The following is a 22,246-nucleotide window of genomic DNA, read 5'->3' on the forward strand; positions in this document are numbered from 1 at the left end:
GGCTCACGCGTCCCCGACGCCGTTTTCCGCGGCCCACTTCTTCAGCTCGGCGACCGCTTCGTCGTGCTCCAAGGGGCCGCGGTCCAGGCGCAGCTCCTTGAGGAACTTCCACGCCTTGCCGACGTCCGGGCCCGGCTTGAGGCCCAGCAGTTCCATGATCTGCTCGCCGTTGAGGTCCGGCCGCACGCGGTCGAGGTCCTCCTTGGCCTTGAGCGCGGCGATCCGGGCTTCGAGGTCGTCGTAGGTCGCCTGCAGCGCGGCCGCCTTCCGGCGGTTGCGGGTGGTGCAGTCGGCGCGGACCAGCTTGTGCAGCCGGGTCAGCAGGTGGCCGGCGTCGGTGACGTACCGGCGCACCGCCGAGTCCGTCCACTCGCCCTTGCCGTAGCCGTGGAACCGCAGGTGGAGGAACACGAGCTGGGAGACGTCGTCGACGATCTCCTTCGAGAACTTCAGCGCCCGCAAACGTTTGCGGGCCATCCGCGCGCCGACCACCTCGTGGTGGTGGAAGCTGACGCCGCCGCCCGGCTGGAACTCCCGCGTCGCCGGCTTGCCGACGTCGTGCAGCAGCGCCGCCAGCCGCAGGACGAGATCCGGTTCCGACGTCGGCTCGTGCGTCTTCTCCAGCTCGATCGCCTGGGCGAGCACGGTCAGCGAGTGCTGGTAGACGTCCTTGTGCTGGTGGTGCTCGTCGATGGCCAGCCGCATCCCGGGCACCTCGGGCAGCACCCGGTCGGCCAGCCCGGTGCCGACCAGCAGCTCCAGGCCGGGCCGCGGGTCGGCCGCCAGCAGCAGCTTCGACAGCTCGGCCTGCACCCGCTCGGCGGTGATCCGGTCGATCTCCTCGGCCATCGACGTCATCGCGTCGACCACCCGCGGCGCGGCGGTGAAGTCCAGCTGGGCGGCGAACCGGGCGGCGCGCAGCATCCGCAGCGGGTCGTCGGCGAACGACTCCTGCGGGGTCGCCGGGGTGTCCAGGACCCGCTCCCGCAGGGCGCTCAACCCGTCGTGCGGGTCGATGAACGTCTTCGACGCCAGCTCGACGGCCATCGCGTTGACCGTGAAGTCGCGGCGCAGGAGGTCGCCCTCGATGCTGTCGCCGAAGGTGACCTCGGGGTTGCGGCCGACGCGGTCGTAGCTGTCCGCCCGGAAGGTCGTGATCTCAAGCTGCATGCCCTTCTTCGTCACGCCGACCGTGCCAAAGGCGATCCCGACGTCCCAGACCGCGTCACCCCAGCCGCTGACGATCTTCAGCACCCGGTCCGGCCGCGCGTCGGTGGTGAAGTCGAGGTCGCCGGAGTCCCGGCCGAGCAGCGCGTCGCGCACGCTGCCGCCCACGAGGTAGAGGCGGTGCCCCGCCCTGGCGAACCGTTCCGCCAGTTCCTCCGCCAGCGGGGAGACCTGCATCAGCTCCACCACCTGCTTGTCGACCACGTCGTTCACGAAAATCCCACTACGTTCCAGGTGCGATAGCTCCAGGCACCGCCGGACACGGACACGGAGAGCCAGCCTACCGGGGCAACCGTTTGCTCTAGCATCGCAGCATGTCTGGATCAGCCGGCCGTCCCGGCGCCTCGAAGCCGCGCAGGCGGCGCAGGCGCCAGCGCGGCAGGCGCCTGACCACGGTCGACGAGACGTCGGCCGGTGGCCTCGTGGTGGACGCGGAGCGCGAACAGGCGGTGCTGATCGGCCGGCTCGACCGGCACGGCAGACTGCTGTGGTCGCTGCCCAAGGGCCACATCGAGGACGGTGAGACGGTGGAACAGACGGCCGTGCGCGAGGTGAAGGAGGAAACCGGCATCTCCGCGCGCGTCATGCGGCCGCTGGGCACCATCGACTACTGGTTCGTGGCCGAGAAGCGGCGCATCCACAAGACCGTGCACCACTTCCTGCTCGAAGCGCTCGGCGGTGAGCTCTCCGACGAAGACGTCGAGGTCACCGAGGTGGCCTGGGTTCCGCTGGCCGAGCTGGAGACCAAACTCGCCTACTCCGACGAGCGCAAGCTCGTCCGGAAGGCCAGTCAGCTGTACAAGGAACTTTTCGCGCGCCCGGACGTCCACGGACGAGACGAGCACGCCCCTGAGGGAGCCCCCGAGTGAAGCGGTTCGCCGCAGCCTTCCTGTCCGTCCTCTTCCTGGCCGTCCCGGCCCTCGCCGGCGCCTCGGTGGCCCAGGCGCAGGAGGGCGCGCGCCTGCGCGTCGACCTGGCCGGGCTCGGCCCGCGGGTGATCACGAGCTCGACGACGGCGCTGACCGTCACCGGCACGGTGACCAACACCGGCGACCGCCGGATCACCAAGCCGCAGGTCCGGCTGCAGGTCGCGGACCGGGCGACCACCGATCGCGGGATCGGCGACGTGCTGGCCGGCGCGGTGGTCAAGGACACCCCGCTGACCGACTTCACCTCCGTCGCCGACGTGCTGGAGCCGGGCCAGAGCGCGCCGCTGACCATCACCGTGCCGCTGACCGGGGCACGGGCGGAGCGGTTCAGCCGCCCCGGCGTCTACCCGCTGCTGGTCAACGTCAACGGCACCCCCGAGTTCGGCGGGCCCGCACGGCTCGGCGCGGTCAGCATGCTGATGCCGGTGCTGTCCCCGCCGGGCAAGCAGGCGGGCAACCGGCCCGGATCGGCGCCCAGCATGACCCTGCTCTGGCCGCTGACCGGCAACGTCCCGCACGTCTACGCGGCGCCGTACGGGAACCCGATCGTGCTGGCCGACGACCGGCTGGCCGGCGAGATCAGCGGGGACGGCCGGCTGAACGCGCTGGTCACCTCGGCGGCGTCGGCCGTGCGGAACAACGCCAACCTCGCGAAGTCGATGTGCTTCGCCCTCGACCCGGACCTGCTCGCCACCGTCGACGCGATGACCCGCGGCTACCTGGTCCACACGGAGACGGGGAACATCGACGGCAAAGGCGCCGAGGCCGCGAAGACGTGGCTGACCGAGGTTCGCGCGCTGGTCGGCGGCCGCTGCGTGGTGGCGCTGCCGTTCGCCGACGCCGACCTGGACGCGCTCACCCGCATCCGGCCCGGCGACACCAGCCTGCTCACCCGGGCGGCCTCCGGCGCTGCGACCATCCAGGAGCTGACCGACGTCACCCCGCAGACCGGCGTGCTCTGGCCGGACGGCACGCCCAGCACGGCGGTGCTCACCGCGCTGGCCGACGCGGGCGTGCGGACCTTGCTCACCGACGCGGGCAAGCTCGCGCCCGCCGCGGCCGGCGGCGGCGTCACCGTGCAGGGCAGCGCGGTCCGCGTGCAGCCGACCGACTCGCTGATCTCCGCCGCGATGACCGGCGTCCCGTCCGTGCCCGGCTCGGTCACCGTGCCCGCGACGACCGAGCGGGCGGTCGCGAGCCAGAACGGTCTCGGGGCGCTCGCCTTCCGCGCCGGGCTGGGCCAGGCCGCCGGGCAGCAGCGGCCGGACCACATGCTGGTCGCACCGCCGCGGCGCTGGGATGCCTCGGCCGAGGAGTTCACGACGTACCTGCAGCAGGTCGGCGAGTTCCTGAGCGCCGGCGTGATCACCGCGACCGGGCTGCCCACGCTGCTCGCCGCCAGCCCCGAGGCGACCGGTTCGGTCGGCGACAGCGGGGCGAACCCGGCCGCGGGCGTCGACCCCGGCGTCGTCTCGACGCTGGCCGACCTCGACGTCAAGGCCACCGGGCTGGCGTCGGCGATGCAGCTCGACCCGACCAAACGGGTGAAGCCGGAGGACGTCGTCGAGCCGGTCCGGCTGGCGGAGCTGCGCGGATCCTCCACGGCGTGGCGGGGCCTCCCGGCGGACGCCGCGACCACGAACGCCCAGGCCGAGCTGACGGCGATCAGCGGGCGGGTGACCGTCTCGCAGCCGAAGCAGACCATCGCGCTGGCGTCCGGCAACTCGCCGCTGCCGGTGTACGTCAGCAACGACCTGCCGGTCGGGATCAACGCCCGGTTCGCACTGGACAACAACACCGGCCTGCGCCCGACGGACGCCCAGGACCGGTTCTTCCCGGCCAGCGGCGGCAAGAACTACTTCCTCCCGGTGGAGGCGCTGCGGGCCGGCCGGTTCAGCGTCGATGTGTCGTTGCGCACGCCCACCGGTACCCCGCTCGGGTCATCCGCGCGGTTCGAACTGACGTCGACGGAGTACGGCGCGATCACCATCATCGCGACCGTCGCCGCAGGTGTGGCCCTGCTTCTGCTCGCCTCCCGGCGCATCTACCGGCGGGTGAAGGACGCCCGCGCGGGCCGGGACGTGGTGGCCTGATCGCTCGGCCTTTGAGTGTTCCGGGCGGTTCGCGATTACTCTTGGTCCGCACGTGCGCGGCACCGGGCCGCGGCACCGGAGTCGAGCACCGAGGATTGGGCACGCGTTGGAGAGAGAGCCGGGCTTACCACCCGAGCGTGCGGGCCGTCCTCGGCGCGAAGGACCCCCGCCACCGCAACGGGGCGACGGGCCCCCGCGCGCGTCGCAGCCGGTCCGCCGCCAGCAGCCGCCTCCGCCTTCGGAGCGCGGCCGCCGCCAGCCGCCCCGCAACGGCCACACGCGCCAGATGCCGGCCCCGGACGACGCCACGGTCCGCGACCAGCGCCCCATCCGCGACGACGCGCCCGCCCGCCGCCCGGCCCGTGACAGCCAGCCACCCCGCGACGACCGCCGCGCCCGCACCCCGCGCGGCGACCGGCCCGGCCGGGACGACCTCCCGCCGCGCGACAAACGCGCGCCTCGCGACCGGCCCGCGCCGGACGAACTGCCACCCCGCAGCGACCGCCCGGGCCGCGACGACCGAGTCCCCCGCAGCGACCGACCCGCCCCGGACGAACTGCCGCCCCGGGGCGATCGCCAGCCCCACGACAACCGAGGCTCGCGTGGCGATCGGCCCGCCCCGGATGAACCGCCCGCCCGCGGCGACCGCGGTGACCGTCAGCCCCGCGGCCCCCGCGGCGACCGGTCGGCCCCTGATGATCTGCCACCTCGCGGGCCGCGCGGCGACCGGCCGATCCCGGAAGAGCGCCCGGGCCGCGAACCCCGTGGCGACCGGCCGCGCGAAGACTGGCCCCGCGACGAACGCCCCCCTCTCGACGAGCGCGCCCTCCGCGAGGACCGGCCGCAACGCCGCGTCCCGCCGCCGGGGTCGGCTCCGCAACAGGCCCCGGCGCGAGAGGGGCAGCCGCCGCGCAACGCCGGGCCGGCGCCGACCCGGGTGCAGCCCGTGCCGCCGGGCGTCCCTCAGCCGGGCCAGCCGCCGCAAGGCGGGGGACAGCCGGCCGTGCCGCCGCCAGGCCAGCCACTGAGCGGCGCCCAGCCAGTCGTATCGCCGGGCAGTCCGCCGCCGAACCTGCCGCCGCAGAGCGGTGCGCAACCGGTCAAGCACCAGCCGCCGCAGGGCGGGGGACAGCCGGCCGTGCCGCCCCCGGGCAGCCCGCTGAGCGGCGCTCAACCCGTCGTATCGACCGGCAATCCTCCGCCGGGCCCGCCGCCGCAGAGTGGCGCGCAGCCGGTCAAGCAGCAGCCGCCGCAAGGCGGGGGGCAGCCAGCTGTGCCGCCCCCGGGCCAGCCACTGAGCGGCGCCCAGCCGGTCATCTCGCCGCAGGGTGGGGGCCCGCAGTCCGGCCCGCCACCGAACGGCGCTCAGCCGGTCGGGTCGCCCGGCCATCCGCACAGCGCGCCGCCTCAGCAGGGGCGACTTCCGCAGCCCAACCCGCCGCTGACCCCGCCACCCGGCACTCCGGCGCTGGGCACCCCGCCGCCCGGCACGCCCGTGCCGCCCCGCGGCCGCGGCTCCCGGCGTCCGGCGCCGGTGCGGCCGTGGCATGAGGAGGCCACCCAGGTCCAGCGCCCGGCCGATCCGGAGGCGACGCGGTTCATCCCGCGCACCGCCGGCGTCCCGATGAACTCGCGCTGGCCGGTCGCCGACCCCGACGTCATGCGGCCGTACGACGCGCTGGCCACCCAGGTCATGCCGGCGTTCAAGGGGCCGCTGGTCAAGCCCCGGCCGGACGGGGAAGCGCCGGAGGCCCCGGCCAAGGCGCCGTCGCTGGCGAAGGCGTCCGGCCGGATGGCCATCGCGTCGCTGATCAGCCGGATCACCGGCTTCCTGTGGAAGCTGCTGCTGGTCGGCGCGATCGGCCAGGGCATCGCGAACGACTCGTTCAACGTCGCCAACACGATGCCGAACATCATCTTCGAGCTGCTGATGGGTGGCGTGCTCGCCAGCGTGGTGGTGCCCCTGCTGGTGCGTTCGCAGGACGACCCCGACGGCGGCACGGCCTACACCCAGCGCCTGATCACGGTGGCGTTCTCGCTGCTGCTGGTCGGCACGGTGGCCGCGGTGATCGCGGCGCCGGCGTTCACGAGTCTCTACGTCGACTCGTCCGGCAAGGCGAGCGCGGACCTCACCACGGCGTTCGCCTACCTGCTGCTGCCCGAGATCTTCTTCTACGGCGTGTTCGCGCTGCTCTCGGCCGTGCTCAACGCCAAGCAGATCTTCGGCCCGACGGCCTGGGCGCCGGTGATCAACAACCTGGTCGTCATCTTCACGATCCTGGTCGTCTGGATCATGCCGGGCGACATCGACACCGGGCACGTCTCGATCACCGACCCCAAGGTGCTGACGCTGGGCATCGGCGTCACCGGCGGCATCGTCGCCCAGGCGCTGCTGCTGGTCCCGCCGCTGCTGCGGTCCGGCTTCAGGTTCAAGTGGCGCTGGGGCATCGACAAGCAGATGAAGGAGTTCGGCGGCCTCGCGCTGTGGATCCTCGGCTACGTCGCGGTGTCCCAGATCGGCTACACGATCAACACGCGCGTGCTGACCAGCGGCTCGCCCGGCGGGGTCACCGCCTACAGCAACGCCTGGCTGCTCTTCCAGCTGCCGTACGGCGTCATCGGCGTCTCCCTGCTGACGGCGATCATGCCGCGGATGAGCCGCGCGGCCGCCGACGGCGACCACAAGAAGCTGATCGGCGACCTGTCGTACGCGTCCCGGATCTCCACGGTGATGCTCGTGCCGATCTCCGCGGTGATGACCGTGGTCGGCGGCTCGATCGGCATCGCGCTGTTCACCTTCGGCAAGGGCACGGTCGAGACGGCCGAGCGGCTCGGCGACGCGCTCGCCATCTCGGCGTTCGCGCTGCTGCCGTACGCGCTGGTCATGCTGCAGATGCGCGTGTTCTACGCGATGAAGGACGCCCGCACGCCGACGCTGATCATGATCGTGATGACGCTGGTCAAGGTGCCGCTGCTGTACCTGTGCCCGGTCCTGCTGTCGCCGGACAACGTCGTGCTCGGCGTGATGATGGTCAACGCGCTCACGTTCGTGGTCGGGGCGATCCTCGGCCAGGTTTGGCTGTGGGTGACGCTGGGCAACTTGCGCAGCAAGCGGGTGATCGGCGTGATTCTCTTCACGGTCGTCGCGAGTGTCCTGGGTGTCGCCGCCGCGTGGGTCGCGGGCAAGCTGGTGCCGGACTCGTTCGGGCCCACTTTCGGTGCGTGGGTGAAGCTTTTGTTGCAAAGCATCGTCGGCATCGTCGTCTCGTTCGGCGTGCTGATGGCGCTGAAGGTCGAAGAGCTGAAACCGGCCACTTCGAGGTTCACCCGGTTGATCAAGCGCGGGTAACGATTGCGGTACGGAAGGCGACGACTCCCGCGTCGTATTCTGGGTAACCTTGGTGCGGGGAGCTAGCGGGAGAGTGCGCGTGGACACGAGGCGGAGCGAACAGGCGGGGGGTGCGAACCACGTGGGCAAGGCCCAGGTCGGATCGCTGGCCCCCGGGCGTGTGGTCGGCGACGGCCGCTACCGCCTCCTCGCGCAGTTCGGCGTGGACGAGCGGGGCGACGCGCACCTCTGGCGCGCCCGGGACGGGCAGCTGAAGCGGGACGTCGCACTGACCCTGCTGGTCGGTGACCCGGCGGATCCCGAAGCCGCCCGGCTGGCCCGGCGCACCCTCGAGCGCGCGACGCACGCGTCGAAGTTCGGTCACGGCGGTGTCGCCCGCGTGCTCGACGTGCTCGCCCTCGGCAGCGGCATCACCTCGAGCGAAGGCCTGCTCGGTGTCGTCGTCGCGGAGTGGACCAAGGGCAGCGACCTGGTCGACCTCGTCGCCCAGCGGCCGGTGGCGCCGGCCGCGGCCGCGCGGATGGTGCAGGCGCTGGCCGAAGCCGTCGAGCAGGCGCACCAGAACGGGCTCGTCCTCGGGCTCGACCACCCCCAGCGCCTGCGGCTGACGCCGAACGGCGCGCTCAAGCTCGCGTTCCCCGGCCCGCTGCCGGAGGCGACGCTGCGCGACGACGTCAAGGCCCTCGGCGCGGTCCTGTACCTGCTGCTGACCGGCCGCTGGGCGCTGCCCGGCGGGCCGCCCGCGATCCCGGCGGCCCCGATGACCCCGCAGGGCCGGATCGTCCCGCCGCGCCAGCTGGTGCCGACGGTCCCGGCCGACCTGTCGTCGCTGGCCGTCCGCACGATCGAGGACGGCGGCAACGGCGGCATCCGCACCAGCGCGGCCATCCTCCGCGTCCTCGACCAGGTGGCCGAGGAAGAGGAGCGCACCCAGCTGATCAAGGCCGTCGGCGGCGACCCGGCCGAGGCCGAAGGCACCGTTTGGACCACGAAGAAGCCGGTCAAGGACGTCGCCCGGCGGCGCAAGCTCGCCCTCGGCGTCACCGTGCTGGTGGTCGCGACCGTCGTCATCCTCGCCTGGGGCGGGCTGATGCTGATCAACGTCTTCCAGGGTGACTCCAAGGCGAGCGGGCCGACGATCAACGTCGCCCAGCCGCCGGCGTCGAGCCAGCAGAACGGAACGCAGCCGCCGCAGTCGTCTTCGGCGCCGGCCCCGCCGCCTTCGCCGGCCGTTGGCGCCCCGGTGCCCCCGCAGTCGGTGGCCGTGTACAACCCCGAGGGCAAGGGCGACAACACCGGCCGGGCGAAGTACGCGATCGACGGCAAACCCGAGACCGAGTGGCGGACCGAGAAGTACAAGCAGCAGTTCCCGGCCATGAAGCCGGGCGTCGGGCTGCTCGTCACCTTCGACAACCCGATCAACCTCAGCCAGGTGAAGGTCGTCGGCGGCACCCCCGGCACCAAGGTCGAGATCCGCTCGGCGACCGGCAAGGATCCCGAGCTGGCCGACACGAAGGTGGTCGGCAACGGCGACCTGAAGGACGGCGAGACGACGATCCCGCTGGCCCAGCCGACGCAGGGCCAGAACTTCATCGTCTGGATCACCCAGCTGGGCGACGCGGACGGGCAGTTCCAGACCGAAATCGGCGACCTGTCCTTCCTGCCTGCGGGGTGACGCACCCGACAGGGTCAGTAGGCTCTGCCGGGTGACAGCTGCAGCTCCCACGGATGCGGATCTGATAGCGGCTCACGCCGCGGGGGACCCTCATGCGTTCAGCGAACTCGTCCAGCGACACCGCGACCGCATGTGGGCGGTGGCCCTGCGCACGGTCCGCGACCCCGAAGAGGCCGCCGACGCGCTGCAGGACGCGTTCATCTCGGCGTTCCGCGCGGCCGGGAACTTCCGGGCGGAGTCGCAGGTCACGACGTGGCTGCACCGGATCGTGGTGAACGCCTGCCTCGACCGGATCCGCCGCCGCCAGGCGCGGCCGACCGTGCCGCTGCCGGAGACCGGCTTCAACGAGCCCGCCACCCCGCGTGACTCGATGGCCGAGCGGGAAACCAGCCTGCTCGTGCGGGAAGCGCTCGACCAGCTGCCCGAAGAACAACGTGCCCCGATCGTGTTGGTCGACGTCGAGGGATACTCGGTCGCCGAGACGGCGAAGATGCTCGGGATCGCCGAAGGCACGGTGAAGAGCCGGTGCGCCCGGGGCCGCGGGAAACTCGCGAAGGTTCTCGGGCACCTGCGGAACCCCGATGCGATTGCGAACGTCCCAACTCACGAAAGCAAACGGGCCGGGCGTCAGCCGGGTAGCGGGGAGGGACGATGACGGACGAAAGCCGGGGGATCGGGGGGACCATCGGTCCGCCCTGGTCTGTCGACGTGCTCGCCGACCTCCACGCCGGTGTCCTGGACGACACGCGGGCGGCCGAGCTGTGGCCGCTGGTCAACGCCGACCCGGAAGCCCGGGCCATCCTGGACGCCCTCGACGCGACGCAGGCCGACCTCGCCTCGCTCGCGGACGCGCCGGCCCCGCGGATGCCCGCGGAGTTCGCCGCCCGGCTGGACGCGGCGCTGGCCGCCGAAGCAGCCGCCGCCTTTCCGCAGGCCCAGGGGGCCGCACAGGCAGCTGCGGCACCGCGGGACGCCCAGGTGGTGGACCTCGCCGCGGCGCGGCGGAAGCGGAATAAGCGGCTCGGCTGGGCCGCCGGCGTCCTGACCGCGGCCGCGGCGGCGGTCGTCGCCGTGACCGTCGCGATCCCGAACACTTCGCAGCAGACCGGCACCCCGAACGTCGCCGCCCCGACCGGCCCTTCGGTCGGCAGCGACGGCGCCGGCGCGCAGGCCCTGGTCGGCAAGGCGATCGGCGTCCGCGACTTCGGCCCGCTGCAGAACGAGGACCGCCTGGACGCCTGCATCGCGGCCGCCGGGCTCGACCCGAAGGTGCGTCCCGAGGGCATCCGGCCGGTGAACGTCGGCGGCAAGGCCGGGGTGATGATCATCCTGACCACCGGCAAGCTGGCCCAGTTCCGCCTGGTGGCCTTCGGCGCCGACTGCGGACCGCAAAATCCGGCCGTGCTCTTCGACAAGGTCGTCGGGGAGAAGTAGCGGCTGTGACATGCGGGGCTTCGCCCCGGCCGGGGGCTCCGCCACCCGGAGCCCCCATGAGCGGTGTCACGGCTGGGAACATGGGCACCTACGATCGTGTTGAGCCTGGTACAGGTCACTACGAGCGGAGGTCAACGGGTGGCTGCCGAGGAAATCAGGAACCTGATCATCGTCGGGTCGGGTCCTGCCGGATACACCGCTGCCGTCTACGCGGCGCGGGCCCAGCTTGAACCGCTGGTGTTCGAGGGCACGCAGTTCGGCGGCGCGCTGATGACGACGACCGAGGTCGAGAACTTCCCGGGGTTCCGCGACGGCATCATGGGTCCGGACCTGATGGAGGAGATGCGCAAGCAGGCCGAGCGCTTCGGCGCCGAGCTGCGCGCGGAGGACGTCGAGTCGCTGGAGCTGACCGGGGACGTCAAGTACGTCACCGCGAACGGCAAGCGCTACGCCGCCCGCGCGGTCATCCTCGCCATGGGTGCCGCGGCGCGGTACCTGAACGTGCCGGGCGAGCAGGAGCTGCTCGGCCGCGGTGTCTCGGCCTGTGCGACCTGTGACGGCTTCTTCTTCCGCGACCACGACATCGTGGTCGCCGGCGGTGGCGACTCGGCGATGGAGGAGGCGACCTTCCTGACGAAGTTCGCGAAGTCCGTCACCATCGTCCACCGGCGCGACGAGTTCCGCGCGTCCAAGATCATGCTCGAGCGCGCCCGCGCGAACGAGAAGATCAAGTGGCAGCTGAACTCGCAGATCACCGGGGTGCTGGGTGAAGGCAAGGTCGAGGGCCTGCGGCTCAAGGACACCAAGGACGGCACCGAGTCGACGCTCGACGTGTCGGGCTTCTTCGTCGCGATCGGCCACGACCCCCGCAGCCAGCTGGTGAAGGGGCAGGTCGACCTGGACGAGGACGGCTACGTCGTCACGAAGGGCAAGACGTCCTTCACCAACCTCGACGGCGTCTTCGCGGCCGGCGACCTGGTGGACCGCACCTACCGGCAGGCGATCACCGCCGCGGGCTCCGGGTGCAGCGCGGCGATCGACGCGGAACGATGGCTCGCGGAGCACGGCGAAGCCGACGCCCACGAGGCGGCCGAGCTGGTCGGCGGCGGCTACGGCGCGGGCACCAACTGACTTACCGACTTCCAACCACCGTGTGAGGAGAAACCATGGCCAACACCGTCAAGGTGACCGACGCGACGTTCGTCGACGAGGTCCTGACCAGCGAGAAGCCGGTCCTCGTGGACTTCTGGGCCACCTGGTGCGGACCGTGCAAGATGGTCGCCCCGGTGCTCGAGGAGATCGCGGCCGAGAACGGCGAGAAGCTGACCGTCGCCAAGATCGACATCGACGAGAACCCGAACACGCCGCGTGACTACCAGGTGATGTCCATCCCGACGCTGATCCTGTTCCAGGGCGGCAAGCCGGTGAAGCAGATCGTGGGCGCGAAGCCGAAGGCCGCGCTGCTGTCGGACCTCGCCGACGTCCTCTGAACCGAACAAGCCCGGCGAACCCGGGGCCTGCGGGAACCCTCCCGCGGCCCCGGGTTTGTCACATTCGGGGGAATCTGCGTCGGCTGAGTTGAATCGAGCGTGACAGCCAGGCGGCGCGGGTACTCCACCAACGGGTTCTTGACGTACCTACCGGGCCTGCGCTGTCACCCAGAGTTGGCAAGGCACAATAGAGCACCTGGGCTTGTCCCAGCGAAGGTTTTCCGAAAGTCCTGCCACGCACCGAGCCCCCGAGTCGGTGCCTTAGGAAGAGCGAGGAGTGCATGCGGGTACTCCGCCGCGGTGACGCCGGTCCGGACGTCGCCGAGATCAGGGCCATCCTGTCCGGGATGGACCTGCTCCCGCCGGTCACCGGTACCGACGGCTACGACACGTTCGACGTCGCCCTCGAGCACGCCGTCCGTGCCTTCCAGCAGCGCCGTGGGCTGATGACCGACGGCATCGTGGGTCCGGCGACGTTCCAGGCGCTCAAGGGCGCCAGCTACCACCTGGGCAGCCGCCCGCTGTCGTACATGATCGCCTCCCCGGTGCACGGCGACGACGTCTTCACGCTGCAGGAGCGGCTCACCGAGCTCGGCTTCGACGCCGGCCGCCCCGACGGCTACTTCGGCCCCCAGACCGAGCGCGCGCTCAAGACGTTCCAGCGCGACATGCGCCTGACGCCGGACGGCATGTGCGGCCCGGCGACCATCCGCGAACTGCACCGCCTGTCCTCGCCGCGGGCCCGGGGCGGGCGTCCGGTGTTCCTGCGCGAGCAGGAGCAGGTGCGCCAAGCCGGTCCGCGCCTGCGCGGCAAGCGCATCGTGATCGACCCCGGCCACGGCGGCGACGACCTCGGCGTGGTCGCCGGCGGCCTGCGCGAGGCCGACATCGCCTGGGACCTCGCCCGGCGGCTCGAAGGCCGGATGAAGGCCACGGGCATGGAGGCGCTGATCTCCCGCGGCCCGAACCACAGCCCCACCGAGCTGGAGCGCGCCAAGTTCGCCAACGACGCGGGCGCGGACCTGTTCCTCTCGCTGCACAGCGACAAGAACCCCTCGCCGCGTGCGCAGGGTGTCGCGAGCTTCCACTTCGGCAACGGCAACGGCACCACGTCCACGGTGGGCGAGCTGCTGGCCGGCTTCATCCAGCGCGAGGTCGCGGCCCGCACGGGCATGCTCGACTGCCGCACGCACTACAAGTCCTGGGACATCTTCACCCGCACCCGCTGCCCGGCGGTCCGGGTCGAGATCGGCTACCTGACCAACCCGGACGACGCCCGCAAGCTCGGCGACCCGGCGTTCCGCGACATCGTCGCGGAAGGCATCCTGATTGCCGTCAAGCGGCTGTACCTGCTCGGTGAGGGCGACCAGCCGACGGGCACGTTCACCTTCGCCGACGTCCTGGCGCACGAGCTCGCCAAGGCCGAATAGGGCCGACCACAACCCCTAGCGGCTCTCCGGCACCTGCCCCACCACCCCTGGGGACGCGAAGCGCGCGTCCCCAGGTTTCGGGGCAGTTCTCCACAGCTTGTCCACCGCTCCTATCAGCGCTCTGTGGATAACTCGGCACTTCTTCCACAGTTGTGCACACGCGTGTTCCAGCCGTGCCGAAGCACAGGCGCAAACGTTTGCGGGTGGGGAATCAGGCGCGGCCGAGGCTCGGCTCGGCGGTGGTGATCGTCACCTGGCCGAGCAGCCGCTCCAGGGCCGCCTCGACGTCTTCCTTCCAGGTGATCGCCGACCGCAGCTCGAGGCGCAGGCGGGGCCACTTCTGGTGTGGGCGGACCGTCTTGAAGCCGACGCTCTGCAGGAAGGCCGCCGGCAGCACGCAGCTGTGGCCGCCGTCGGGGTCCGGCTCGTCGGGCTTCGCGTCGCCGAACGCCTCGATGGCGCGGACCCCGCGCTTGGTGAGGTCCTTGGCGACCGCCTGGACGAGCATCCGGCCGAGACCACCGCCCCGGAACTCCGGCAGCACCTGGAACGAGGTCAGCAGGACGGCGTCGGCGCTCGGCGGCGACGTCGGGAAGGCCAGCGCACGCGGGACGGCATTCGGCGGGGCGTACAGCACGAACCCGACGGGCAGCGTGTCGCTGTAGACGATGCGGCCGCAGGACCCCCACTCGAGCAACACGCTCGAGACCCAGGCTTCCTTCTCGACCTCGGTCGCGCCGAACTCCTCGGCCTGGTGCTTGAGGTGCGGGGCGAGCTCCCAGTACACGCACCGGCGACAGCTCTTCGGCAGGTGCTCGAGGTTGTCCAGTGTGACGCCCACGACGCGACGCGACACCCGCGACCTCCCTGACCTGCGCTCCCGACGGGCTGCCCGGTCGTCAAGCCGCGCAAGAGCCACGGCACGACATGGGAGCCACGGTCGAGGATAGGCCGATGTGACGAGCACCGAAAGGTCAGGGGGTCCTGATGGGTGCCCGGTTACACTCGATGGGATCTACCAGCTCCCGCGGGAGTGACCGTGTCCACCGAGCCCCGGGTGAATCGTCGATGACCGAGAACCGCCCCAGCCAGCGCCCCAGCGGCCGTCAGAACCTCGATCCGCACCTCGAGCGGTACGCCGCGCGCACCGCGGGGATGACCGCCTCCGAGATCCGGGCCCTGTTCGCGGTGGCCAGCCGGCCCGAGGTGGTCTCCCTGGCCGGCGGCATGCCGAACCTGGCCGCGCTCCCGCTCGACACGCTGTCGGCGCAGGTGGCCGAGATCATCGCCGAAGACGGCCTGGTGGCGCTGCAGTACGGCTCGGCGCACGGCGTCCCGGTGCTGCGCGAGCAGATCTGCGAAATCATGGCCCTGGAGGGCATCAAGGCGCACCCGGACGACGTCGTGGTGACCGTCGGCTCCCAGATGGGCCTGGACATGGTCACGCGGCTGTTCTGCGACCCGGGTGACGTCGTCATCGCCGAAGGCCCGTCCTACGTCGGCGCGCTGGGGTCGTTCGCCGCGTACCAGGCGCAGGTCGTGCACGTGGCGATGGACGACCAGGGCCTGGTGCCTTCGTTGCTCCGCGAAGCACTCGACCAGGCGAAGAAGGCCGGCCGGCGGGTCAAGTTCCTGTACACGATCCCGAACTTCCACAACCCCGCCGGCGTCACGCTGGCCGTCGAGCGCCGCGCGGAGATCCTGGAGATTTGCCGCGAGCACAACGTCCTGGTCGTCGAAGACAACCCGTACGGGTTGCTCGGCTTCGACGGGCAGACGTACCCGGCGCTGCGGTCGACCGACCCCGACAACGTCGTGTACCTCGGCTCGTTCTCGAAGACGTTCGCGTCCGGCCTGCGCGTCGGCTGGGTGCTGGCGCCGCACGCGGTGCGCGAGAAGCTCGTGCTGGCCGCGGAGTCGGCGACCCTGTGCCCGCCGACGTTCAACCAGATGATCGTCTCGCGCTACCTGGCCACGCACGACTGGAAGGGCCAGATCAAGAAGTTCCGCGAGAACTACCGCGAGCGGCGTGACGCGATCTTGTCCGCGCTCGACCAGTACTTGCCCCCGGGCTGCTCGTGGACCAAGCCGGACGGCGGGTTCTACGTCTGGGTGACGGTGCCGGAAGGCGTCGACACGAAGGCGATGCTGCCGCGCGCGGTGACCGCCCGGGTGGCGTACGCGTCCGGAACCGGCTTCTACGCCGACGGGTTCGGCAGCCGCCAGATGCGGCTGTCCTACTGCTACCCGACCCCGGAGCGCATCCGTGAGGGCGTGCGGCGGCTGGCGGCGGTGCTGGAGTCCGAAATGGACCTCGCCCGCACCTTCGGTAACGTGAGCGCGCGCCAGATCCAGGGACCGCAGAACCCGTCTCCGGACACGGTCTAATCCTGTTACAGGCTAAGGAGTTTCCACGGTGGTCGACCGTACCGTTGCCGTGCTCGCCGGCGGGCTCTCGCACGAACGCGACGTTTCACTGAGGTCCGGGCGACGGCTCTCCGCGGCGTTGAAGTCCGAGGGCTTCGGCATCGAGGAGTGGGACACCGACGCGGGCCTCCTGGAGCGGCTGCGCACCCAGCGCCCGGACGCGGTGGTCGTCGCGCTGCACGGCGGCGAGGGCGAGAACGGCTCGGTGCAGACGGTGCTGGAGATGCTGGGCGTGCCCTTCGTCGGCACCGGCTCCCAGGGCTGCCGCCGCGCGTGGGACAAGCCGACCGCGAAGGCGCTGCTGCAGAACGCCGGGTTCGTGACGCCGGGCTGGGTGGTGCTGCCGCACAGCACGTTCCGCGAGCTCGGTGCCCAGGCGGTGCTCGACGCGATGGTGGAGCGGCTCGGGCTGCCGCTGATCCTCAAGCCGGACCAGGGCGGCTCCGCGCTCGGCACGCAGGTGGTGCGCGAAGCGGCGGAACTGCCGGCGGCGATGGTCGGCTGCTTCGCCTACGGCGACACCGTCCTCGCGGAACGGTTCGTGGACGGCGTCGAGGTGGCCGTGACGGTCATCGAAGGCGAGAACGGGCCCGAGGCCCTGCCCGCGGTCGAGATCGTCCCGGAGAGCGGCGTGTACGACTACACGGCCCGCTACACGGCCGGCCTGACCGACTTCTTCACCCCGGCCCGGCTCGACGACGCCGCGGCCAAGGCGGTGGCCGAGCTGGCGGTCGCCGTGCACCGCGTGCTCGGGCTGCGTGACATCTCCCGCACCGACGCGGTCGTGACGCCGGACGGCACGGTTCACTTCCTGGAAGTGAACCCATCGCCGGGCCTGACCGAGACGTCGACGGTGCCGATGGCGATCGAGGCGGCGGGCAAGTCGCTCGGCGCGGTGTTCGATGAACTCATCGGGCGCGCCATCACCCGCTGACCCTTAAGACGCGAAAGGCCACTGCGGAACCTCCGCGGTGGCCTTTTTCGTGTGATCACTTCCCGTGTCCGGTGCCACTGCGATCAGCAATCATCACCGTGACGAAACACCCCGGGGTGATCCCTAATCGGTTTTCGGTGTCTGATTCGTCCCGTTCGCGTCGATGATCGCGACGATCCGCTCGAGGTCGTCGACCGAGCCGAACTCGAGGGTGATCCGGCCCTTCCGGCGGCCGAGGTCGACCTTCACGCGCGTGTCGAAGCGGTCCGAGAGCCGGTTCGCGAGTTCCTGCAACCCCGGCGCCTGGATCGGCTTGCGCGGCGCGGGCTTCGGCTTGGCCGGCTTCTCGCTCTTCTTGAGCGTGACAGCTTCCTCGGTCGCCCGGACCGACATGCCCTCCGCGACGATCCGCGCGGCGAGCTCCTCCTGGCTTTCGGCGTCCTCCAGCGACAGCAACGCGCGCGCGTGCCCGGCGGACAGGACGCCCGCGGCCACCCGGCGCTGCACCGGCAGGGGGAGCTTGAGGAGCCGGATCGTGTTGGTGATGACCGGGCGGCTGCGGCCGATCCGGCTCGCCAGCTCCTCGTGGGTGACCGCGAATTCGTCGAGCAGCTGCTGGTACGCCGCCGCCTCTTCGAGCGGGTTCAGCTGGACGCGGTGGATGTTCTCCAGGAGCGCGTCCCGCAGCATCGACTCGTCGGCGGTCTGCCGGACGATGGCCGGGATCGCCTCGAGCTCCGCCTGCTGCGAAGCGCGCAGCCGCCGCTCGCCCATGACGAGCTCGTACTCGTCGTTCCCGAGCTCCCGGACGACGATGGGCTGCATGAGCCCGAACTCGCGGATCGAGTGCTCGAGTTCGGCGAGCGCGTCCTCGTCGAAGACCTGGCGTGGCTGCTTCGGGTTCGGCTTGATCGAGCCGACGGGGATCTCGCGGTAGACGGCGCCGGCGACCTCGCCGCCGTGCTGCTGCGTCGCCTGACCGTTCGCCGCGAACCAGCCCTTGTCCTCGGCCGCCTTCTTGTCCGCCGCCGTCCCGTCGACAGGCGCGGGCAGCGGACCCCCGCCGGTGGGTCCGGTCGGGATCAGGGCGGCGAGGCCGCGCCCCAGCCCTCCTCGACGTTCGGTCATGTCGAACTACCCTCCATCTGGGCGCCGCGCTCGGCGATCTCCTTCGCCGCGTCGACGTAGCTCATCGCCCCGCGCGAACCGGGGTCGTAGGCGAGCACGGTCTGGCCGTACCCGGGTGCCTCGGAGACCTTCACGCTGCGGGGGATGACGGTCTTCAGCACGGTGTCGCCGAAGTGGTTCCGCACCTCGTTCGTCACCTGGTCGGCCAGCTTGGTCCGGCCGTCGTACATGGTGAGCAGGATGGTCGAGACGCGGAGTTCGCGGTTGAGGTGCTGCTGCACGAGCTCGATGTTGCTCAGCAGCTGCCCGAGACCTTCGAGTGCGTAGTACTCGCACTGGATCGGGATGAGCACCTCCTGCGCGGCGACCATCGCGTTGACCGTCAGCAGGCCCAGCGACGGCGGGCAATCGATGAGGACGTAGTCGACGCCGATCTCGTCGAGGATCTCCGAGGAGATGGCCTCCTTGAGCCGGGACTCGCGGGACGCCATCGAGACGAGCTCGATCTCGGCACCGGCGAGGTCGATCGTCGCGGGGACGCAGAAGAGGTTGGGGGACTGCTCGGTCGGCTGGGCCGCCTCCGCGAGCGTCACCTCGCCGATGAGCACCTCGTAGATGGAGGGCGTCCCGGAGCGGTGGTCGACGTCGAGCGCGGTGCTCGCGTTGCCCTGCGGGTCGAGGTCGACGACGAGCGTCTTGAGCCCGTGGAGCGCGAGGGCGGCGGCGAGGTTGACCGTGCTGGTGGTCTTGCCGACCCCGCCCTTCTGGTTGGCGACGGTCAGCACGCGACGGCGACCGGGCCGGGGGAGCGACCCCTCCTTGGGGTGCAGCAGACGCGCGGCACGGGCGGCTTCTTCGGCGATCGGCGTCCAGCCCACGTCGTGGCTGGTCTCCGTGGAGTCGGACGGCGGGGGATTCACCGGTCTCGACACCTCCTCCATCTAGACGTCTGGTCGGTGGTCGAGTCGCTACGTTTCACGTGGAACATCGCGGCCCGTTAACGCTTCTTGCTCCGCGCCTTCGGCTTGCTCGCCGTCGGCAGGCGACGGATCTTCACGACCGTGCTGGGGACCTCGAGGACCGCGGCACCGCACTCGACGATGAGCGGATCGGCCCCGCCGGCCTTCCGGATGGCGGCGCCGTCCCGCTCGATCTCGTCCGCCGCGCTGGCGCCCTTGAGGGCGACCAGGAAGCCATCGGGACGGACCAGCGGCAGGCACCAGTCCGCGAGACGAGCGAGGGGGGCGACCGCGCGAGCGGTGACGATGTCGGCGCCACCGAGCTGCTCACGCACAGGTCGTTCCTCCGCGCGTCCACGGACGATGGTGATCGGGAGTTCCAGCTTCTCGGCCACCTCGGCCAGCCAGTCCACCCGGCGGGCCATCGGTTCGAGCAAGACGATATCGAGGTCCGGTCGCGCGATCGCCAGCGGTACACCCGGAAGGCCGGCTCCCGACCCGACGTCGACGACGCGAGCACCTTCGGGCATCTGCTCACCGATCACCGCCGAGTTGAGGATGTGCCGTTCCCACAGCCGCTCGACTTCCCGCGGACCGATCAGCCCCCGCTCGACCCCGTGCCGCTCCAGGAGTTCGACGTACCCGGCGGCTTGGTCGACGTGCTCTCCGAACACTCGCGCCGCCGCCTGCTCCCAGCTCACTCCGCCTACTCCTCGTCCGCCGGTTTCACGTGAAACCGCGCTCGTTCGATTGTCCCCGATGAACCGGAGAAGACGAGACGACAGTCCGAAGATGTGGACAACTCCACTCCGCCGGCGGCCGCTGTGGAGCGTTCCACGTGAAACATCACCCGTGTAATTCGCTCCGCCGAGCCTTCGCGTTGCCCAACCGGATGCCGCTGAAGCCAAGCGTGCTCGCCGACGCGAGGTCGACGAACGCCCACAAGTTCCGCATCACGCGCAACTCAATGCCCGCCTCCTCGTGAAGCGCAAAAAGGTCGTCGACCCGCTCCGCCGGACCGAGTGGCTCGACCGGCACGGTCGCCACGACCGCGTGGGCGTGCTCACCGAAGGCCCGGAACGACGCCGACGAGAAGCGGTAGGCGAACAGCGAGACCGTTCGCATCGCCTCGAGCCATCCGTACTCGATCGCGTGGACGCGATCGGCGCCGAGCCACGCGCGGTCCGCTTCCGTCGTCGATGGCTCCACCCACGCCATCGCGCGCGGGCACTGGCGGGGGAACCAGTAGTCCGGCGCACTGCTCGCCCCGACCGCCCAGACGTAGGCCTCCGGCTGTCGCGCCGTGGCCGCCACGTGCGGCTCGAAGCGGGTGATCGTCGGGTCTTCGGAGAAGTGGACGACCTCACCGGGTGCCGGGCGCATGCACACAAGAAAGCGGCCCCACCTGACCGAGTCAAGTGGGGCCGCTCGCCAAGCGAGCCGGGGCTCACGCCTCCGGAAAGATCACCACGCGCCGCTTCGGGTCTTCGCCTTCGCTCTCGCTCGTGACGCCCGACACCGTCGCCACCGCGTCGTGGACCACCTTGCGCTCGAACGGGCTCATCGGCTGCAACCGCACCCGCTCGCCGCTCTTGAGGACCGACTCCGCCGTCGAGCGGCCGAGCTCCTTCAGCTCCTCGCGGCGGTCCGCGCGCCAGCCCGCGATGTCCAGCATCAGGCGGCTGCGGGAGCCCGTCTCCTGCTGGACCGCCAGGCGGGTCAGCTCCTGCAGCGCCTCGAGCACCGTGCCGCGCGGACCGACGAGCTTCTCGAGGTCCTCACCGCCGTCGATGCTCACGATCGCGCGGCCGGCTTCCACGTCGAGGTCGATGTCGCCGTCGTAGTCGAGCAGGTCCAGCAGGCGCTCGAGGTAGTCACCGGCGATGTCGCCCTCCTGCACGAGGATGTCGTCACCGCCCGCCTTCGGCTCGCCTGCCGCCTCCGCGTCCGTCTCCGGGGTCACGTCGTCCTTATCGGCGTCGATCGTGTCGATCGTCTCCGACATCATTCGTCTCCTCTCCGAACCGGTCGCGCCTCAGCGGCGCTTCCGGCCCGACTTCCTGGTCGAGTCTTTGAGAAGGCCCGGCACGCCCGTGCCGGTGTCCTTCGAACCGTTCTGGCCGTTCGTGTCGGCCGGGGTCTGGTCGCCGTCCGTGGAGGCGGCGGTGGCGCCGGAGGCAGCCGGAGTCGTCTGCGCGAAGCCGTGGGCCGAGCCGGCCTTCGTGACCTTCTTCGCGGTGCCGGTCTGCGCGGGCTGGTTCTTCCTCTGCTGGACCGGCTTCTGACCGACCTTCGGCGCGGTCGGCTTCTGGCCCGGCTTCGGCCCGAGCGTCGCGCGCTTCTCGGCGGCCTCCGCCTTGCGGGCCGCCTCTTCCTTGTCGATCTTCGTGTAGACGAGGCGCTGCTGCATCAGGGTCCAGCCGTTGTTCGCCAGCCAGTAGAAGAGGAGGCCGAGCGGGAACAGGGCACCGAAGACGAGCACACCGAGCGGGAAGATGTACATCGTCAGCTTGTTCATGATCGCGGTCTGCGGGGTGGCCGACGCGGCGTTCTGCCGGGCCACCGAGTGGCGCGCGGTGAGGTGCGTGGCGATCGAGGCGACGATCATCAGGGGCAGCGCGACCGGGAGCACGCTCCAGTGGAAGCCGACGTTCGTGGCCCCGCCGCTGACGACCCCGACACCGTTGTAGACGGCCTCGCCGAGGTTGACGCCGAACAGCTTCGCGTTGACGTAGGACTCGACGTCGTGCTGGCTGAAGAAGTAGTTCTCGGTCTTCGGGCCGCCACCGGGCGGCGGCATGGTGAACGCGCGCAGGACGTGGTTCAGGCCGATGAAGACCGGGATCTGAAGCAGCATCGGCAGGCAGCTGCCCAGCGGGTTGACGCCGTGCTCGCGCTGGAGCTTCTGCATCTCCGCGGCCTGGCGCTGCCGGTCGTTCGCGTACTTCTTCTGGATCTTCTTCATCTCCGGCGCGAAGTCCTGCATCTTCTTCATCGACCGGACCTGGTTCACGAACGGCTTGAACATGATGCCGCGGACCGTGAACGTCAGGAAGATGATGCCGAGGATCCAGGCGACCGCGGTCGATTCCCCGAAGACGAACCCGAAGACCTTGTGCCAACACCAGAGGATGAAGGACACGGGGTAGTAGATGAAATCGAGCACTGCTG

At 71.0% G+C, this 22,246-nt stretch carries 20 protein-coding genes; 11 read left to right on the forward strand and 9 right to left on the reverse strand.

Annotated features, from left to right (window positions below; translation table 11 throughout):
• Positions 1–3: 3 nt before the first annotated feature.
• Positions 4–1,440, reverse strand: a complete 1,437-nt coding sequence (locus ACFPLC_RS14195; protein WP_378191844.1) for a CCA tRNA nucleotidyltransferase — start codon at positions 1,438–1,440, stop codon at positions 4–6.
• Positions 1,441–1,541: 101 nt separating this feature from the next.
• Here ACFPLC_RS14195 and ACFPLC_RS14200 point away from each other — a divergent pair, with 101 nt between their 5' ends.
• Together ACFPLC_RS14200 and ACFPLC_RS14205 are read left to right on the forward strand one after the other, a co-directional pair.
• Positions 1,542–2,096, forward strand: coding sequence for an NUDIX hydrolase (locus ACFPLC_RS14200; protein WP_191316217.1), 555 nt, complete (start codon positions 1,542–1,544; stop codon positions 2,094–2,096).
• Positions 2,093–4,249 (forward strand): DUF6049 family protein, encoded by a 2,157-nt coding sequence (locus ACFPLC_RS14205; RefSeq protein ID WP_378191846.1) that lies wholly within the window; start codon positions 2,093–2,095, stop codon positions 4,247–4,249. The genes ACFPLC_RS14200 and ACFPLC_RS14205 overlap by 4 nt, the downstream gene beginning before the upstream one ends.
• A 124-nt stretch (positions 4,250–4,373) precedes the next feature.
• Here ACFPLC_RS14205 and ACFPLC_RS14210 read toward each other — a convergent pair whose 3' ends face one another.
• Positions 4,374–5,504 carry a hypothetical protein gene (locus tag ACFPLC_RS14210; RefSeq protein WP_378235827.1) on the reverse strand — a complete coding sequence of 377 codons (1,131 nt, stop codon included), beginning with the start codon at positions 5,502–5,504 and terminating at the stop codon, positions 4,374–4,376.
• Between the two features lie 279 nt (positions 5,505–5,783).
• Here ACFPLC_RS14210 and murJ point away from each other — a divergent pair, with 279 nt between their 5' ends.
• The 7 genes from murJ (at position 5,784) to ACFPLC_RS14245 (ending at position 13,627) form a co-directional block, all read left to right on the forward strand.
• A complete protein-coding gene (gene murJ, locus ACFPLC_RS14215; protein ID WP_378191952.1) occupies positions 5,784–7,598 on the forward strand; it encodes a murein biosynthesis integral membrane protein MurJ in 1,815 nt (604 codons plus the stop codon).
• A gap of 79 nt (positions 7,599–7,677) precedes the next feature.
• Positions 7,678–9,273: a protein kinase family protein gene (locus ACFPLC_RS14220; protein WP_191308517.1), complete on the forward strand. Its 1,596-nt coding sequence runs from the start codon at positions 7,678–7,680 to the stop codon at positions 9,271–9,273.
• 31 nt (positions 9,274–9,304) lie between these two features.
• Positions 9,305–9,928 carry an RNA polymerase sigma factor SigM gene (gene sigM, locus ACFPLC_RS14225; protein WP_086841008.1) on the forward strand — a complete coding sequence of 208 codons (624 nt, stop codon included), beginning with the start codon at positions 9,305–9,307 and terminating at the stop codon, positions 9,926–9,928.
• Positions 9,925–10,707, forward strand: a complete 783-nt coding sequence (locus tag ACFPLC_RS14230) for a hypothetical protein (RefSeq protein WP_378191851.1) — start codon at positions 9,925–9,927, stop codon at positions 10,705–10,707. The genes sigM and ACFPLC_RS14230 overlap by 4 nt, the downstream gene beginning before the upstream one ends.
• Before the next feature lie 138 nt (positions 10,708–10,845).
• Positions 10,846–11,838, forward strand: a complete 993-nt coding sequence (gene trxB, locus ACFPLC_RS14235) for a thioredoxin-disulfide reductase (protein ID WP_378191853.1) — start codon at positions 10,846–10,848, stop codon at positions 11,836–11,838.
• 35 nt (positions 11,839–11,873) lie between these two features.
• A complete protein-coding gene (gene trxA, locus ACFPLC_RS14240; RefSeq protein ID WP_378191855.1) occupies positions 11,874–12,197 on the forward strand; it encodes a thioredoxin in 324 nt (107 codons plus the stop codon).
• A gap of 281 nt (positions 12,198–12,478) precedes the next feature.
• A complete protein-coding gene (locus ACFPLC_RS14245; protein ID WP_191308524.1) occupies positions 12,479–13,627 on the forward strand; it encodes an N-acetylmuramoyl-L-alanine amidase in 1,149 nt (382 codons plus the stop codon).
• Between the two features lie 211 nt (positions 13,628–13,838).
• Here the strand turns inward: ACFPLC_RS14245 and ACFPLC_RS14250 are convergent, their stop codons facing one another.
• On the reverse strand, positions 13,839–14,483 hold the full coding sequence (locus ACFPLC_RS14250) for a GNAT family N-acetyltransferase (RefSeq protein ID WP_191308527.1): 645 nt from the start codon (positions 14,481–14,483) through the stop codon (positions 13,839–13,841).
• A 212-nt stretch (positions 14,484–14,695) separates the two neighbouring features.
• Here ACFPLC_RS14250 and ACFPLC_RS14255 point away from each other — a divergent pair, with 212 nt between their 5' ends.
• Both ACFPLC_RS14255 and ACFPLC_RS14260 read left to right on the forward strand, forming a co-directional pair.
• On the forward strand, positions 14,696–16,015 hold the full coding sequence (locus ACFPLC_RS14255; RefSeq protein ID WP_378191857.1) for an aminotransferase-like domain-containing protein: 1,320 nt from the start codon (positions 14,696–14,698) through the stop codon (positions 16,013–16,015).
• A gap of 28 nt (positions 16,016–16,043) precedes the next feature.
• Positions 16,044–16,988, forward strand: a complete 945-nt coding sequence (locus ACFPLC_RS14260) for a D-alanine--D-alanine ligase family protein (RefSeq protein ID WP_378191859.1) — start codon at positions 16,044–16,046, stop codon at positions 16,986–16,988.
• Positions 16,989–17,111: 123 nt separating this feature from the next.
• On the opposite strand, the gene ACFPLC_RS14265 is transcribed toward ACFPLC_RS14260, so the two are convergent.
• The 6 genes from ACFPLC_RS14265 to yidC all read right to left on the reverse strand — a co-directional run bounded on the left by ACFPLC_RS14265 (position 17,112) and on the right by yidC (position 22,241).
• Positions 17,112–18,116: a ParB/RepB/Spo0J family partition protein gene (locus tag ACFPLC_RS14265; protein ID WP_378191861.1), complete on the reverse strand. Its 1,005-nt coding sequence runs from the start codon at positions 18,114–18,116 to the stop codon at positions 17,112–17,114.
• Positions 18,113–19,036, reverse strand: a complete 924-nt coding sequence (locus ACFPLC_RS14270) for a ParA family protein (RefSeq protein ID WP_378191954.1) — start codon at positions 19,034–19,036, stop codon at positions 18,113–18,115. The genes ACFPLC_RS14265 and ACFPLC_RS14270 overlap by 4 nt, the downstream gene beginning before the upstream one ends.
• 77 nt (positions 19,037–19,113) lie before the next feature.
• Positions 19,114–19,776, reverse strand: coding sequence for a 16S rRNA (guanine(527)-N(7))-methyltransferase RsmG (rsmG, locus tag ACFPLC_RS14275; RefSeq protein ID WP_378191863.1), 663 nt, complete (start codon positions 19,774–19,776; stop codon positions 19,114–19,116).
• Between the two features lie 145 nt (positions 19,777–19,921).
• A complete protein-coding gene (locus ACFPLC_RS14280) occupies positions 19,922–20,458 on the reverse strand; it encodes a DUF6886 family protein (protein WP_378191865.1) in 537 nt (178 codons plus the stop codon).
• Between the two features lie 64 nt (positions 20,459–20,522).
• The gene (locus ACFPLC_RS14285; protein ID WP_378191867.1) at positions 20,523–21,080 is read right to left on the reverse strand and encodes a Jag family protein; all 558 of its coding nucleotides are present in this window, start codon (positions 21,078–21,080) and stop codon (positions 20,523–20,525) included.
• A 30-nt stretch (positions 21,081–21,110) separates the two neighbouring features.
• Entirely contained in the window at positions 21,111–22,241 is a 1,131-nt protein-coding gene (gene yidC / locus ACFPLC_RS14290; protein ID WP_378191869.1) for a membrane protein insertase YidC, read from the reverse strand.
• Between the last annotated feature and the right edge of the window lie 5 nt (positions 22,242–22,246).

Source organism: Amycolatopsis plumensis (assembly GCF_042652605.1).
Taxonomy (GTDB): domain Bacteria; phylum Actinomycetota; class Actinomycetes; order Mycobacteriales; family Pseudonocardiaceae; genus Amycolatopsis; species Amycolatopsis plumensis.

Bases quoted from the DNA above. Each gene is read 5' to 3' on its own strand.
- ACFPLC_RS14200 (WP_191316217.1), top strand. From the start codon at position 1,542: ATGTCTGGATCAGCCGGCCGTCCCGGCGCCTCGAAGCCGCGCAGGCGG.
- ACFPLC_RS14230 (WP_378191851.1), top strand. From the start codon at position 9,925: ATGACGGACGAAAGCCGGGGGATCGGGGGGACCATCGGTCCGCCCTGG.
- trxA (WP_378191855.1), top strand. From the start codon at position 11,874: ATGGCCAACACCGTCAAGGTGACCGACGCGACGTTCGTCGACGAGGTC.
- ACFPLC_RS14245 (WP_191308524.1), top strand. From the start codon at position 12,479: ATGCGGGTACTCCGCCGCGGTGACGCCGGTCCGGACGTCGCCGAGATC.
- ACFPLC_RS14255 (WP_378191857.1), top strand. From the start codon at position 14,696: ATGACCGAGAACCGCCCCAGCCAGCGCCCCAGCGGCCGTCAGAACCTC.
- ACFPLC_RS14265 (WP_378191861.1), bottom strand. From the start codon at position 18,116: ATGACCGAACGTCGAGGAGGGCTGGGGCGCGGCCTCGCCGCCCTGATC.
- ACFPLC_RS14280 (WP_378191865.1), bottom strand. From the start codon at position 20,458: ATGCGCCCGGCACCCGGTGAGGTCGTCCACTTCTCCGAAGACCCGACG.
- ACFPLC_RS14285 (WP_378191867.1), bottom strand. From the start codon at position 21,080: ATGTCGGAGACGATCGACACGATCGACGCCGATAAGGACGACGTGACC.